Here is a 14,753-nt window from a genome sequence, read left to right as displayed (position 1 = left end):
GGTCCGATAGTTTCGTCTAGCTGGTGGAACTGGTGGAGATCCGGTGGAGCCATTCGAGAAAAAGCTTGAGTTCCGAGCTGGTGAGCTGGTCCGAGTGGGATGCCTGCAGCGCCGCGTTCAGCGCGATGGCCGCCACCACCACGGATGACTTCCCGGAGTCCTCCGCTCCCGCATCCCGCCCCTGGTCCCTGGACACCGCAAAAATCATGGCGTCCCGGGTCATCGTGGACAGCTCAAGGTTCCGCTCGGCGGCCGGTTCTGCGATCAGCATGAGCGTCACGCCCACGTTGGCGGCCAGGATGCTCCTTGCGGCCTCCCGCGGCTGGACGTTCAGCTGGCCGGCCGCAGCAGCCTTGTTCAGCATTTCCTCCAGGAGTCCCTCCGCATCAGCAACGATGGCGGGGCGGCTCTCAGGGCGGATGTTACCGAACATGACCAGATAAAGTTCGGGCTGCGCGAGCCCGAACTGCACGTGGTTGTCCCACATCCGCCGGATGTCCACCAGCGGCTGTCCGGACGGGGCGAAGTCCCTCTCGCCCGCCACGTACTCTTCGAAACCCGCGGCGACGACTGCGTCAAACAGGCCCTCCTTGTCACCGAAGTGGTGATAGAGGGTGGGCGCCGTAACGCCTGCCAGCTGCGTGATCTGGCGGGTGGAGACAGCAGCCCCCGCGGATTTGGCCAGCAACTCGGCTGCCGCACGCAACAGCCTCATTTTGGGCGGAAGCTGGCCATCGAAACTCATAACCGCTACCCTAGCACCTATAGCAACGCTATATGAACTGAATCACATACAATTTTTTCCAGGCACCGCAACGCAGCATCGGACGTAGCCGTTCCGAGCTTCCGGGCTCCCGCCCGGGCATATACCGGCGGGCCTGGCTACCGGCAGAGAACGAGGACCTTCAGTGCAGAACTTCCCAGGAGTAGGCGTCAGCCCAGGCCGCATCATCGGCACGATCCGCCAGATGCCCAAGCCCATCAGCGAACCTCCGGCCGGCGAACAGCTGGCTGCCGGGACCACCCCCGAAGAGGCGACGGCAGCACTAAAGGCCGCAGCGGGTGCCGTCCATGATGAGTTGAAGGCCCGCGCGGACCACGCCACCGGCGATGGCAAGGCCGTCCTGGAAGCCACTGCCCTGATGGCCAAGGACACCATGCTGATCAAGGGCGCAGCTAAGCTGATCGCCCGCGGCACCTCGCCGCAGCGGGCCATCTGGGAATCGGGCTCCTCGGTTTCGGAAATGCTGCATAACCTCGGCGGTTACATGGCGGAGCGCGCCACCGACGTCCTGGATGTCCGCGCCCGCATCGTGGCCGAACTCCGTGGCGTATCGGCGCCGGGCATCCCGTCGTCTAACGAGCCGTTCATCCTGGTGGCCGAGGACCTGGCCCCCGCCGACACCGCCACCCTCGATCCCAACAAGGTCCTCGCCCTGGTCACCGCCGGCGGCGGTCCGCAGTCCCACACCGCGATCATCGCCCGCTCGCTCGGCCTGCCGGCGGTCGTGGCTGCCGTCGGCGTGGACGAGCTCCCGGACGGCACCGAGGTTTACGTCGACGGCGCCGCCGGTTCCATCACCGCCGGCCCGGACGATTCACTTCGCGCAGCTGCCGAGGCCTGGGCTGCCACGGCGTCCCTCCTGGCCGAGTTCAGCGGTACGGGTTCGACGGCGGACGGCCACCTCGTGCCCCTCCTCGCCAACGTGGGCGGGGCCAAGGACGCCCAGGCCGCGGCCAAGCTCGGCGCCCAGGGCGTGGGCCTGTTCCGTACCGAGTTCTGCTTCCTCGAACGTGACACCGAACCCAGCGTCGAGGAACAGGCCGCCGCATACAAGGGCGTGTTTGATGCCTTTCCCGGCAAGAAGGTGGTGCTCCGCACCCTGGACGCCGGCGCGGACAAGCCGCTCCCGTTCCTCACGGACTCCACCGAACCCAACCCGGCACTGGGCGTTCGCGGCTACCGCACCGACTTCACCACGCCGGGCGTCCTCGACCGGCAGCTGGAGGCGATTGCGCAGGCCGAAAAGGAGTCCGAGGCTGACGTCTGGGTCATGGCCCCAATGATTTCGACGGCGGAGGAAGCAGCCCGCTTCGCCACCATGTGCGCCGAAGCCGGCATCAAAACGCCGGGCGTGATGGTGGAGGTTCCTTCCGCCGCCCTCACCGCCGACACCATCCTGCGTGAAGTGGCCTTTGCCAGCCTGGGAACCAACGACCTCACCCAGTACGCCATGGCCGCCGACCGCCAGCTGGGCCCGCTAGCCGGACTGAACACGCCGTGGCAGCCTGCCGTGCTGCGCCTCGTGGGCCTGACTGTTGAGGGTTCAAGGGCAGAGGGACACAACAAGCCGGTGGGCGTCTGCGGCGAGGCCGCGGCTGACCCGGCCCTCGCGGTCGTGCTGACCGGTCTGGGCGTCACCACGCTGTCCATGACCGCCCGCTCTCTGGCGGCGGTGGCCGCCGTTCTGAAGACCGTCACGCTGGCGGAGGCCCAGGAGCTGGCCAAGCTGGCCCTGTCCGCGCCGAGCGCCGTGGAAGCCCGCGCTTGGGTCCGGGAAAAGCTGCCGGTCTTGGAAGAACTTGGACTGTAGCTCAAACTGCTCGCGGAAGGCAGGCGCACGGCATGCCGGGCGCCTGCCTTCCCGTCGTTTAGGCCGACAGATTAGGTTCAGGCCGTCAGATTAGGGGTCAGGCCGTGAAGCCGCCGGCTGCCGCTGAGCCCTCGGCCGCGGCGCCGGCCCAGCGCCGGATGATCCGGGCAACATCTTCGGGTGCGGTGTCCTGAACAACGTGCCCGCACCCGGGAACCTCGGCAAACGCACCATCCGGCGCCTGCGCGGCGAGGAGCTGGCACCACGGCCGGCGGGCGATCGGATCCCTTCCACCGCGGAGCACGAGCACCGGCTGGGCCACGCCCCGGATCCGGGAGTCGAGCGGATACTCCATCATCACGGGCAGTTCGGTCAGGTACCACCGAATACCGGTCCGAAAATAGTCGGTGAAGACCACCGCGTTCGTCAGCGGCGGCTCACTGAACAGGGAATCCCGCGTCAGTGCCAGCCCATGCCAGGCGGCACTCCTGCGTTCGGGATCCACCACGGGGCCCATGAGCACCGTCCGGGTCACCAGCCCGGGCGCCAGGAGCGCCAATTCCACGGCGAACTGCACCCCCATCGAATGGCCCACCACGATGCAGGACTCCACGCCATACTCAGCCAGGACCGCCGCGACGAATGCCGCGTATTCACCGACCGTCACCTGGCGCCGGGGGCGCGGCGTGCCATCGAAACCCGGCAGGTCGAAAGAATAGACGGCGGCACCCCCTTCGGCTCGCCCCGCCTGCTGGTTCTGTTCCTTCGGGCCACCGGCCAGTTCGACGTGCAGCCGCGCGAGGTAGCGGTGCGAGACGCCGATGCCGTGGAGCAGCACGTAGGCCGGCTGTCCGGCGGACGACGCCTCGTTCGACGTGTACAGGCGGCCCGTCAGGCCGTTCGCCGTCACTGCTACTCCATCGCTCAGTCTCATCCGCCGAGCATATCCAACTCACCGTTCCACAGCGGTTAGGCTTCTGCCATGGCTCTGATTGCTCCCAGGGTGGCGCCCGCCCTTCCTGCCGACGAGGCGCTGGCGCTGCAGCGTGCGCTCGACGGCGGCACTGACATCACCGTGTTCGTGGACGGCACTGTCCACCGCCTCGCGCCGCAGGCGAGGGACGCCGTCGTCGACCTCCTGGCAAGGTTCAGCCGCGGCGAAGCGGTGACCGTAAGCAGCGTGGAGGAAATGCTCACCACCTCAAAGGCAGCCGAGCTGGCCGGCATCTCCCACACCTACCTCCGGAACATGACGGACCGGGGCGAAATTCCGGTGGAATACCGCGGCACCCACCGCCGGATCCGGCTGGCCGCCATAATGGCATGGCTGGAGGGGCAGAAAAAGAAGCAGGCGGCAGCGGCCGGAGGGCCTAACACCGGGACTTCCGGCGGCGAGAGCGGACAGTAGAGCCTCACCGGCCCCGGGGGCGGCCGGGAAAGCTAAACGTGCAAAGATTGAAGGTAATCGGAAAAGCGCCTGAGGCTACGGGCGCGGACGCCGGCTACAGCGGAGCCACGGACTGCGGGAGGCCTGGAAATGGAAAGTGCGGCAATTTCGACCTCCGCCCTTGACCTGCTGCTGCTGCTCCGCGGAAGTGAGCCGGAGGGGCTGGGCCGGGCGGACCAGGTTTCCTACCAGATTGAGACCGCCATCCTGATGGGCATCCTCACCGAAGGAGACAGGCTGCCCACGGAGTCCGTGCTTGCCGGTGAACTCGGCATCTCCCCGATCACCCTTCGGCAGTCCCTCGCCGCCCTGCGGACCAAGGGCCTGATCGAAACCAGCCGGGGACGCAGCGGCGGCAGTGTCATTCGCCGGCAGATCGAATTTGCGGATTCGCAGTTGCAGGACAAGCTTCGGGAAACGAGCACCGAGGCGCTCAGGGACCTCGGTGACCTGGGGGCCGCCATCGCTTCAATGTCCGCGCGGCTTGCGGCCGGGCGGGCGGATCCCAAGAATGTGGAGCACCTTGAAGATCTGGCGAGGCGCCACCGGGACTCGGCCGATGACCGGGCCCGCCGCCGCATGGACAGCCGGTTCCACGTTGCCGTCAGCATTGCCGCGCAGTCCAGCAGGCTCACTTCGGCCGCCCTTCAGCTTGAAGCCGAACTGATGACCCTGTGGTGGGGGCGCTCCGGCCAGGCCGGCAGCGACGGAAAGTCCGTGGAAGAACACGCCGCAATCGTTGATGCAATCCGGGCCAGGGACTCGGACGCAGCCGCCAGCGCGGCAGAACGGCACAGCCGCAACGAGACCGAATACTTGATAGAGCAGCATCTCAGGTTGACGATGCGGCCCGAAGAAGGTGCGTGACGTGGAGACCGTAGAAGAAGCCCTTGATCGGACGGCCGCCGTGCTCTCCTCCAGCATCAGCCGCGTTTTCGTTGATCTGGAGAAGATTGCAGGCACGGTTTCGGCGGCGGCAGCAGCCGTGTCAGGCGTACCCCGGCGCAGCGAATTCCTGTTCCTGAAGCAGGAACTGGCCAGGTTCATCAAGCTGCACTCGGACATCATCGTCGGAGCCGGCATCGCCTACGCCCCGGGGAGCCTCCGGGAAGCGACCCACTGGCTGGAATGGTGGCGGACGCAGCGGACGGGCGAACCCCGTTTCGTCACCCATGACCTCAACCCGGACTCGCTGAACTACTACGACTACACAACCCGCGACTGGTTCACCATCCCGTCCGCCAGCGGGCAGCCCGTGGCGGTTGGACCTTACGTTGATTTCGGCGGCATCAACGTCAACATCATCACGCTCTGCGTGCCGGCGCCCACCGCGCAGGGGATTCAGATCCTTGGGTGCGACCTGACCTTGGCGAACCTCGAGGGAATCTTCCTGCGGGCCCTTCAGCTCCGCGAGCCCGTGGTGGTCCTGCTGGGACCCAACGGCCGCGTCATCGCGTCCAACAGCGCACGGATCGCCACAGGAACTTTGTTCCTGGAGCAGGACATGGCGCGGTCCGACATCTCGGTGGACGTTTCGCCCGAGAACCCCGCGCGTCTGCCCTGGAAGCTGATCACCCTCCGGGATTAGGGTCCTCCGTGGGGCAGTAGATGTCCCGGCCTGCACGCAAAATGACGGGGTGATAAGGATCAAGCAACGATCCCCCGCAACCTAGGTTTCCGGCAGGCGCGCGGGGTTACTCTTTATTCGTGGTGAGATTCAGGGGGTTGCACATCGTGGCGGGCATCGTCGCCATGGGTGTGGCGGCTGCCTTGGGAATCATCATGGGCCTGAACAATACCGCCGTTTTTACCTCCAGCTGCGTGGTCTATGTGGCTGTATCGCTGTTCGTCCAGAGCCGCCTCGCAAAGTTCCGGACCCAGCTCCAGGGACTGCCGCAGCATCATCTCCCCGACGGCGCCACGCTGGAACGGACCACGGAACGTCCCGCCGAGCAGCTGCCCAGCAGCGAAGGCAACGCCGCCTAGGTGGTTCTCCCCACCACCTCCCTCGCCTCGCAAGCTCGGCCAGGGACCCTGGCGGCGTGGGCCCACCACCGCCTCAGATCCTTGGCCTTGATGCCCAACGCCGCGCCTTCAGGGCCGCGTGCAGCTCCAGCCGCACCATCCCCTTGAGCGGATCGACGCCCAGCAGCTGACGAATGCGGCCCAGCCGGTTGTAAATGCTGCTGCGGTGCAGGTGCAATTTTTCGGCAACATCCTGGACGGACCCGTCATTGTCGTAGAGCAGTTCCAGCACGGGCAGCAGCTCGCCGTTCCGGTCGTGGTCCTCAAGGGCCCGGAAATTCACCGAGCTTGCATCGCTCCAGACCCCGGCCCCGCCGCCGGCCGAGGCCAGGAGCTGGTAGACGCCCGTGGCCCTGCAATCCACCAGCTCACCGAGCCGGGGATCGACGGCGGCGGCCAGGGCGGCAACCTTCGACTGCCGGTAAGCCTCGGCCAAGTCTTTGACGCGGCCGAATCCCTCACTGGTTCCCAAGATGATCCGCTCCACGGACCTGCCGGAACGCTTGGCGAGCTCCAGCTGGTAGTGCACCAGAACCTGCGCCTGGCTGGCGCGCCCTGTGGATTCCCGGAAGAGGACCACTGAATGGGTCTCCGCGCCTGCACTGAACAGGACAGCGTCCACGCCAATGGTGGCCTGCAGTGCCGCGGCGCGGTGGATGAGCGTGGAGGCGATGGGATCCGGGCCTGCCATCCAGCCGTCCGCGTCCAGGATCGTCACCAGCTGCCAGGGCCCGCGGTCCTGTACTTCCTTCCAGCCCGCCACCGCAGCAACGGCATTGGCTTCCCCCGCACAGGCGGCCAGGAACTCCCGTTCACGGCTGCGCCGGAACTCTGATTCCGCGGTGTTGGAATCCAGCAGCAGTCCGGCCAGCAGGTCCAACTCGTCCCGGACGCCGGGAAGTTCGGCGAGGATCGCCGTCGCACTTTGATCATCCACATCCAGCTGCACCCACAGATAACCCACCCGGAACCCGCGGACCAGCAGCGGGACGCAGACGCGCCCCAGCATTCCAAGTTCCTCGTTGGCGGGCACCACCACCGGCCGCACGGCAGTGGCGATGCCGTGCGAGAGCTGCCAGTTTTTGACGTCCAGCGGCACGCGTTTGCTGAGCAGGAAGTTAACGCGGACCCGGTCCGCGTGCGACTGGTTGGAGCTGTATGCGAGCAGCAAACCGTCGAGATCCTCCAGGGAAAGCCCGCGGCCCAGTTTTAGTGCCACACGTTCCACGAGCTGTTCCACATCCTGCTGCATGTTGACAGACTACGTCCCGCCAGGCGCCGTGAGCGAACGGACACTAGGCGACACCTGACGCCCCGGCGGTCGACATCAGTCGAGCTCCCGTTCTGGAAAACCCCGGAAACAAGCGGTTTGGCGCCGGACGGGGCGGCCGCCTCCTGTAGTGCGCCTCACAGCCGGATCTATTCTGGAATCACAACATTCCCCACACATTCCGGCCTTGCAGCCATCGAATCTGGAGCCCAAAAAATGATCATCGGTGTCCCCAAAGAGATCAAGAACAACGAATTCCGCGTCGCCATCACGGCTGCCGGGGTTCACGAATTCCGCACCCACGGCCACACGGTCCTGGTGGAGCGCGGTGCGGGCCTGGGTTCCGGCATCACTGACGAGGAGTACGCCATCGCTGGCGCAGAAATCGTCGCCGACGCCGACGAGGTCTGGTCCCGGGCGGACATGGTGATGAAGGTCAAGGAACCGATCAAGGCCGAGTACCACCGCTTCCGCAAGGGCCTGATCCTCTTCACCTACCTGCACCTGGCTGCCGAGCCCGAACTGACCCAGGAGCTCATCAACTCCGGCGTCACCGCCATCGCTTACGAGACCGTCCAGGAAGGCCGCACCCTGCCCCTGCTCGCGCCCATGTCCGAGGTGGCCGGCCGGCTGTCCGTCCAGGTCGGTGCGACGTCCCTGATGGCACCCGCCGGCGGCAAGGGCGTGCTGCTCGGCGGCGTCCCAGGCGTCCGCCCCGCCAAAGTCGTGGTCCTCGGCGCAGGCGTCGCTGGTACCAACGCAGCCGCCATGGCCCTGGGCCTCGGCGCCGACGTCACCATCCTGGACATCAACATCAACCGGCTGCGCGAACTCGACGCCCAGTACCAGGGCCGGCTCAAGACCGTCGCCTCCAACAAGTACGAGATCGAGAAGTGCGTGGTGGACGCCGACCTCGTGATCGGCTCCGTGCTCATCCCCGGCGCGAAAGCCCCCAAGCTGGTGACCAACGAACTCGTGGCGCGCATGAAGCCCGGCTCGGTTCTCGTGGACATCGCGGTGGACCAGGGTGGCTGCTTCGAGGACACGCACCCCACCACGCACCAGGAACCCACGTACAAGGTCCACAACACGATCTTCTACTGCGTGGCCAACATGCCCGGCGCCGTCCCGAACACCTCCACCTACGCGCTGACCAACGTCACGCTCCGCTACGGCGTGGCCCTGGCAAACCTCGGCGTCAAGGCCGCCTTCGAGAAGGATCCCGCACTCGCAGCCGGCCTGAACATCGCCGCAGGCCACGTGGCGCACCACTCCGTCTCCGAGGCACACGACCTGCCCCTGGTGGCGGACTGGCACGAGCTGGTCTCCGCGTAGTCCTTACGCCGTCCTGAACGGCAGTCATCCTCCGCGTGCTGCTCCTTCGTCGCTTGGGCCCACGCCAGCAGGGTTCCCTGGCCGAGCTTGCGAGGTTAGGGCGCCGGTGGGGAGCACGCTTCCGGATGGCTGCCGTTCAGCCGTTTATAGCTCAACGAGCCAGCTCGCGGGCCTTTTCAATTAATTTCAGAACCTCGACGGGGCCGGCCGGGTCTACTGGCACCGGCAATGACGAGGCGGTGCCGCCGTCGGAGATCTTGGCTGCGAGGATGCGGTAGAACTCCGGGTAGTTCCCGCGTTCGGTCGGCAGCCGGTCCAGGTGGCCGTCGCGACCCAGCTGCCCGGCCCATTCGGCGGCCTCCACGCCGTACTCCGCATCCAGCGGGCTGCCGCCGGCGACGATGTACGGCTCCTGCGGATCCACACCGTGCTTGGTGTAGCCGCCGCCGGTCGCGAGGACCCGGTAGCGCGGACCCTGCTGGGCGCAGAGCATGTTCATCCAGTGGTGGCTGAGCACGCCGTTCTGGTGGCGCACGATCACGAAGCAGTCATCGTCCGTCTTTTCGCCAGGGCGCCGGGCCAGGAGCTCGGCATGGACCACCTCGCCCGGGCCGAAAAGCTGCAGCGCCTGGTCCAGTAGGTGGGTGCCGAGGTCGAACAGGACGCCGCCGCCGTCAGCCGCCGTGGCCTCGGCTTTCCATGCCTTGGCAACCTCGGGCGACCACCGTTCAAACCGTGATTCGAACCGCGTGACCTCGCCCAGCACGCCGCGCTCCAGCAGTGCCTTGACCGTGAGGTAATCCCCGTCCCAGCGCCGGTTCTGGAACACCGTCAGCACCCGCCCCAACCGCTCTGCGAGCGCGATCAGCTCCTGCCCCTGGCCGCTCGTCACGGCGAACGGCTTGTCGACGACGACGTCGAGCCCGGCCTCGAGCGCGGCCTTGGCCAGCGGGTAGTGGGTGGCCGGCGGCGTCCCCAGCACCACCAAGTCAAGGTCAGCGGCCAGCGCAAGGACCGCGTCGCCGTCGGGCACTGTTCGCACGCCTGCATACTGCTCGACGGCGGCCGCCTGCCGGCCGGGGTCAGAGGTGGCGATGACGTCCAGCGAGTAGCCGGGGTCCGCCGCGACCAGCGGCGCATGGAAGACCCTGCCGGACAGGCCAAAGCCCACTACGGCGGTCCGGATGGGAGCGGAGGGCGTGGAGGAATCGGTGCTCATGGTGCCACGCTACCCCCTGGTCCGGTCCCGCTTCAGCCGGTTCAGCCGGAAGGCATCCGGCCGTCAGGGCTTCAGTCCTCCACTTTTCCGACGACGCGGATGACCAGCTCACGCCAGGACTCCTCCAGCCGCCCTGGCGAAACGTGCTGCACGCGGACCGCGTGCAGCAACCGTTCGGGTTCGAGGGTTGCGCTGAGGGACATGGCCATGAGCCACGGGTCAGCGTTGAAGCTTGCCGAACGCAGCAGGTGCTCGATGTGGCGGTGCCACAGCACTGCAGCGGGCGCCTCAAACCTGTTGTGCAGGGACGCTTCTGCGGCCCGCGCGAGCTCGCCGTACTCCATGACGTACCGGATGCGTTCGGCACCGAAGGCGATCAGCCGGTCCAGTGGTGGCGCCCCGGGGCCAAGCGGCGGCGGCCCGAACATGAAGCGGCCCTGGAACTCGGCCTCGGCGTCGCTGAGCAGGGTCATCATCAGGCCGGCCCGGCTGCCGAAGCGCCGGAACACGGTTCCCTTGCCCACACCTGCACGCTCCGCCAGCTTGCCCATGGTCACGCCGTCGGCACCGCATTCCTCCACGAGCTGCCGGGCAGCGCACAGGAGCAGCTCCCGGTTCCGGGCAGCATCGCTGCGTTCCGCTCCGGCCCCGGACGCGGAGCCGGACGAGGATCCGGGAGAAGATCCGGGACGGATTGGGATGAGGCTCACACCAAGCATTCTAGACCCGGGAATAATATCCGGACCGCAGTCCGTTTAGTCTGGATGAAGGCACCAAACGCCTCCAAGAACCATTCGCCTCGGAGCGTTCCGGGGCAAGACCTAAAGGAGTTCACATGTCCAAGAGCACCGTACTCGCCCTGGTGGGAAGCCTGCGCGCCGACTCCCACAACCGCAAGCTTGCCGAAGCCATCCAGCTGAACGCCCCGGAAGGCCTCGAGATCGTAATCCACGAGAGCCTGGGCAACATCCCCTTCTACAACGAGGACATCGACGTCGAGGGCCAGGTTCCGGCCGCCGCCGCCGCCCTGCGCGAGGCAGCCGGCCAGGCTGATGCCCTGCTGCTGGTCACCCCCGAGCACAACGGCACCATGCCCGCCTCCCTGAAGAACGCCATCGACTGGCTGTCCCGCCCCTACGGCGCCGGCGCCCTCGCCGGCAAGCCCACCGCCGTCGTCGGCACCGCCTTTGGCCAGTTCGGCGGCGTCTGGGCCCAGGACGAGGCCCGCAAGGCCGTTGGCATTGCCGGCGCCCGCGTCCTGGAGGATGCCAAGCTCGCCGTCCCCGGCTCCATGGTCCGCTTCGCCGAAACCCACCCGAAGGACGACGCCGAGGTCGTTGAGCAGATCAAGGAACTCTTCGTTGCCTTTGCCGCCGTCGAGCCCGCCGGCGCAGCCGCCTAGGCACGTCCGCCCTTTACACGCCCCCGGCCCACCAGCAGCCGGGGGCGTGCGCCGTTCCCGGCCCCGGCGCGCTGACCGGGCGGCCGCGAGCGGCTGCAACCAATCCGTGACTGAGCTGCCGCCAAACTGACACCCGGGCACCGTTCCCCGGCCCTCCGCCCCGCCGTAACGTTGATGTACGGGACGTGCCGGGGCAGGGAGTGCGGTGCAGTCATGAAGTCAAGCTGGGGAGTCAGACCGCTGACGACGGCGGTCGCCGCCTTCTGTCTTTCGCTGCCCTTGTGGCTCGGCGGCTGCACCCCGCTCCAGCAAAATGCTTACGACGCCGGCCCTGCCCCCGCCGCGGCACCCGAACCCCGCCCGGCTCCTCCGGCGAGCCCGCCCGAGGAGGCCGGCGCGCCCGCCGCCTCCCAATCCGGCGCGGCGCCCGGGCTTGGAGCCTCCGGCCAGGGTACCGCTGGTGCCGGCGCAACAGGTCCGGGAGCAGCTGCCGGGGTTTCCGAAACCGCTCCTCCGGCCCCTTCGGCTGCTCCATCCGGAGAATCGAACACCGGCGGACAAGCTGGCGGCAGATCAGGGCCGGGCGGGCTTCCGTCCGCCGGCGTCGCCGGCCCGGACGCCGGTCCTGACACCCAGGCACAGCTGCCGGGCTCCGGACAGCAGCCTGCGACTGCCTCGGGGGCTGCGGCCGGCCCGGCTGCCGCTGACCCCACATCCGGTTCCACGGCACCCGGTTCCACCACGCCGGGGACTGGCATCGGCGCGGCCGCAGGCGCCGGCACTGCGGTTTACTACGTCGCACTCGACGACGGGGGCGCGTCCGGCGTGCGCTTCGGCTGCAACGACAGCCTGGTGGCCGTGCACCAGGCCGACTCATCCGTCAGCGAGCCACTGCAGGCCGCCATGAGCAGGCTGCTGTCCGGCCCGGGCGCACCGCCCGCGAGCGGTCTGTACAACGCGCTGGCAGCATCCTCTCTCCAGTACGTGTCCGGCTACCTCGACGGCACCACCGTGGTGGTGAACCTCACCGGCGCAGTGCAGCCGGGCGGCGTCTGCGATCTTCCCCGGATCGAGGCACAGCTCACCCATACAGCCGTCACGGCCGTGGGTGCCGTCCGGGCGGAAATCTACGTCAACGGCGTGCCGCTGGCCGAAGTTCTCGGCCTCCGCTAGCCCTCGTTTTGCCGCGAGAACAGCGCGTCCATGTCACTGTGGCTCGGCGAACCGGCGAGTTCCGACCAGTTGCCGTCGCCCAGAATTTCGGCGGCCACCCGGGAGACCGTTGCGTACGCCGCCTTCGCAGCATTGCCGCCGATGCTGACCCGCCGCACACCGGCGTCGTGCAGTTCGCCGACCGACGCCGATCCCAGGCCGGCAAGTGCATTCACAGGCGCCGGTATCCGCCTGCTGAGCTCATGCAGGATGTGGAGGTCCGTCACTCCGGGAACGAAGATTCCGTCGGCCCCTGCGGCAAGACAGCGTTTGGCCCGCTCCAGCGTTTCCTCGAACGCCGCGTCCCCGAACTGCCCGGAAAGGTACGTGTCCGTCCGGGCATTGATGAACAGGTTCACGCCGGACCCGGCCGCGATGCTGCGGACCAGACTGATCCGGCGGGCCTGCTCATCGGCGTCAGTGAGACGCATCCCGCCCGAGTCTTCGATGTTCACGCCCACAGCGCCGGCCTCCAGCACCGCCGTGACGGTCTGCCGGAGCAGCCCGTCGTCGAAAGCGCCGTCCGCACCCGCATACCCGGCTTCGATATCCGCCGTGACCGGGAGACTCGTGGCCGCGGTGATCCTGCGGAGCGCGTCGAACGCCAGGCCCGGCGGCACGTGGCTGCCATCGGGGTACCCCAGGCTCCAGGAGATGGCCGAACTCGAGGTGGCAATGGCCCGCGCCCCGGCCTTCTCCACAAGCCGGGCCGACGCGGCATCCCACACGTTCACGAGCACCAGCGGAACAGCACCGCCCCCATGCAGCTGGCGGAAGGCGTCGGCCTTGGCGGCCTGGGACGATGCGTGCTGGGGCTCGAGTGACGTCATGGCTCCATTCCATGCCCTGGTCCGCCGGAGGTAAAGGCGCCCCGCGGCCCCAGTTCCGAATCCCTCAAAATGCTGGTCAACAGCTGTTGCCTAACCAGCAACGTATGGCTGTACTCTGGGACTGTGACCCACGAGACACTCGACGCCGCCGCAGCCGTCCTTCCCCCCGAAGCCATCGACGCCATCGAGCGGGCCGCGACGTCAGCCCACCGCCACGACGAACTCTTCTCCGAGCGCGCCGCGAACATCAAGCAGTCGGCGGTCCGGGATGTCTTCGACATCTCCATGCGGCCGGGGCTGGTCTCGCTGGCCGGCGGCAGCCCCTATCTGCAGTCCCTGCCCCTCGAGAAGCTTGCCAAGACGGCCGCGCGGATCATCGCCGAGGACGGCCTCACGGCGCTGCAATACGGCGGGGGCCAGGGAACTGAGGAACTGCGCACGCAGATCTGCGAAGTCATGGCCGCCGAAGGCATCCTGGACGCCCGGCCGGAGAACGTGGTGATCACCGCGGGTTCGCAGTCCGCCCAGGACGTGGCCACCAAGGTGTTCTGCGACCCTGGCGACGTGGCCCTGGTGGAGGAACCCACCTATGTGGGGGCGCTGAACACCTTCGAGGCGTACCAGGTCCAGGTGGAGGCTGTGCCCATGGACGACGACGGCCTGGTGCCTGATCTTCTCGAGGCCAGGATCGCGGCGCTCCAGACCGCCGGGAAAAATATCAAGTTCCTCTACACCATCCCCAACTTCAACAACCCGTCGGGCATCACGCTGGCCCAGGAGCGCCGGCAGCAGATCGTGGACATCTGCCGCCGCGCCAACATTTTGGTGCTGGAGGACAACCCTTACGGCCTGCTGAGGTTCGACGGCAAGCCGCTGGCCCCGCTGCGCGCAGAAAACCCTGACGACGTCATCTACATGGGATCGTTTTCGAAGATCTTTGCCCCGGGACTGCGCATCGGCTGGGCCCTGGTTCCGGCCCACCTGCAGCGCCGTTACTACCTGGCCTCCGAGGCAGTGACACTCTGCCCGCCCACACTGAACCAGATGCTGGTCTCGGCCTACCTCCGGGACTACGACTGGACGGGCCAGATCGAGACGTACCGCGGGCTGTATGCCGAGCGGTGCCACGCGATGCTCACGGCTTTGGAGAAACACATGCCCGAAGGGCTCAGCTGGACCCGGCCGCAGGGCGGATTCTTCGTCTGGGTGACGCTGCCCGAGGGCGTAGACACGTACCCCCTCCTCCGCAAGGCGATTGATGCCGGCGTCGTCTTCATTCCCGGCGCAGCCTTCACTCACTCGGACGCCCCGTCGAACAAACTCCGCCTTGCTTTCAGCGCCGTTCCGCCGGAGGCCATCGCCGAGGGCGTGCGGCGGCTGGCTCCGGTGCTGCAGGAAGCCATAGACGCGTTGGCCTGA

General features: G+C 67.5%; 15 protein-coding genes. 9 read left to right on the top strand and 6 right to left on the bottom strand.

Annotation, left to right across the window (positions count from 1 at the left end):
- Positions 1–16: 16 nt before the first annotated feature.
- Positions 17–745, bottom strand: coding sequence for a TetR/AcrR family transcriptional regulator (locus G9E11_RS03750; protein ID WP_190603021.1), 729 nt, complete (start codon positions 743–745; stop codon positions 17–19).
- Between the two features lie 163 nt (positions 746–908).
- Between G9E11_RS03750 and ptsP the strand changes: the two genes are divergently transcribed.
- A complete protein-coding gene (ptsP, locus tag G9E11_RS03745; protein WP_190603020.1) occupies positions 909–2,594 on the top strand; it encodes a phosphoenolpyruvate--protein phosphotransferase in 1,686 nt (561 codons plus the stop codon).
- A 97-nt stretch (positions 2,595–2,691) separates the two neighbouring features.
- Here the strand turns inward: ptsP and G9E11_RS03740 are convergent, their stop codons facing one another.
- Entirely contained in the window at positions 2,692–3,528 is an 837-nt protein-coding gene (locus G9E11_RS03740; RefSeq protein ID WP_194717764.1) for an alpha/beta fold hydrolase, read from the bottom strand.
- Positions 3,529–3,576: 48 nt separating this feature from the next.
- On the opposite strand from G9E11_RS03740, the gene G9E11_RS03735 reads away from it, so the two are divergent.
- From G9E11_RS03735 to G9E11_RS03720, 4 genes are all read left to right on the top strand, one after another.
- The gene (locus G9E11_RS03735) at positions 3,577–4,002 is read left to right on the top strand and encodes a helix-turn-helix domain-containing protein (protein ID WP_190603018.1); all 426 of its coding nucleotides are present in this window, start codon (positions 3,577–3,579) and stop codon (positions 4,000–4,002) included.
- 129 nt (positions 4,003–4,131) lie between these two features.
- Entirely contained in the window at positions 4,132–4,908 is a 777-nt protein-coding gene (locus G9E11_RS03730) for a FadR/GntR family transcriptional regulator (RefSeq protein WP_190603016.1), read from the top strand.
- 1 nt (position 4,909) lies between these two features.
- Positions 4,910–5,629, top strand: coding sequence for a PDC sensor domain-containing protein (locus G9E11_RS03725; RefSeq protein WP_190603014.1), 720 nt, complete (start codon positions 4,910–4,912; stop codon positions 5,627–5,629).
- Between the two features lie 119 nt (positions 5,630–5,748).
- Complete coding sequence (locus tag G9E11_RS03720; protein ID WP_190603012.1) at positions 5,749–6,027, top strand: hypothetical protein; 279 nt, start codon at positions 5,749–5,751, stop codon at positions 6,025–6,027.
- Positions 6,028–6,100: 73 nt separating this feature from the next.
- On the opposite strand, the gene G9E11_RS03715 is transcribed toward G9E11_RS03720, so the two are convergent.
- Positions 6,101–7,318 carry a PucR family transcriptional regulator gene (locus G9E11_RS03715; RefSeq protein WP_190603010.1) on the bottom strand — a complete coding sequence of 406 codons (1,218 nt, stop codon included), beginning with the start codon at positions 7,316–7,318 and terminating at the stop codon, positions 6,101–6,103.
- A gap of 234 nt (positions 7,319–7,552) precedes the next feature.
- Between G9E11_RS03715 and ald the strand changes: the two genes are divergently transcribed.
- Entirely contained in the window at positions 7,553–8,671 is a 1,119-nt protein-coding gene (gene ald, locus G9E11_RS03710) for an alanine dehydrogenase (protein ID WP_190603008.1), read from the top strand.
- A gap of 151 nt (positions 8,672–8,822) precedes the next feature.
- On the opposite strand, the gene G9E11_RS03705 is transcribed toward ald, so the two are convergent.
- Together G9E11_RS03705 and G9E11_RS03700 are read right to left on the bottom strand one after the other, a co-directional pair.
- Positions 8,823–9,890, bottom strand: a complete 1,068-nt coding sequence (locus tag G9E11_RS03705; protein WP_190603006.1) for a Gfo/Idh/MocA family protein — start codon at positions 9,888–9,890, stop codon at positions 8,823–8,825.
- Positions 9,891–9,961: 71 nt separating this feature from the next.
- Positions 9,962–10,600, bottom strand: coding sequence for a TetR/AcrR family transcriptional regulator (locus tag G9E11_RS03700; RefSeq protein ID WP_190603004.1), 639 nt, complete (start codon positions 10,598–10,600; stop codon positions 9,962–9,964).
- Between the two features lie 125 nt (positions 10,601–10,725).
- Here G9E11_RS03700 and G9E11_RS03695 point away from each other — a divergent pair, with 125 nt between their 5' ends.
- Complete coding sequence (locus G9E11_RS03695; protein ID WP_190603002.1) at positions 10,726–11,292, top strand: NAD(P)H-dependent oxidoreductase; 567 nt, start codon at positions 10,726–10,728, stop codon at positions 11,290–11,292.
- Between the two features lie 213 nt (positions 11,293–11,505).
- Positions 11,506–12,465 carry a GerMN domain-containing protein gene (locus G9E11_RS20945; RefSeq protein WP_246468665.1) on the top strand — a complete coding sequence of 320 codons (960 nt, stop codon included), beginning with the start codon at positions 11,506–11,508 and terminating at the stop codon, positions 12,463–12,465.
- On the opposite strand, the gene G9E11_RS03685 is transcribed toward G9E11_RS20945, so the two are convergent.
- The gene (locus G9E11_RS03685; protein ID WP_190603000.1) at positions 12,462–13,334 is read right to left on the bottom strand and encodes an isocitrate lyase/PEP mutase family protein; all 873 of its coding nucleotides are present in this window, start codon (positions 13,332–13,334) and stop codon (positions 12,462–12,464) included. The two genes, G9E11_RS20945 and G9E11_RS03685, sit on opposite strands and share 4 nt — an antisense overlap.
- 123 nt (positions 13,335–13,457) lie before the next feature.
- Between G9E11_RS03685 and G9E11_RS03680 the strand changes: the two genes are divergently transcribed.
- Positions 13,458–14,753, top strand: a complete 1,296-nt coding sequence (locus G9E11_RS03680; protein WP_190602998.1) for an aminotransferase-like domain-containing protein — start codon at positions 13,458–13,460, stop codon at positions 14,751–14,753.

Origin of the sequence: Arthrobacter ipis (assembly GCF_014694315.1) — a bacterium.
Classification (GTDB): Bacteria; Actinomycetota; Actinomycetes; order Actinomycetales; family Micrococcaceae; genus Arthrobacter; species Arthrobacter ipis.
Note: the sequence above shows the minus strand (reverse complement) of the source record. Positions and strands in the feature narration are given on the sequence as shown.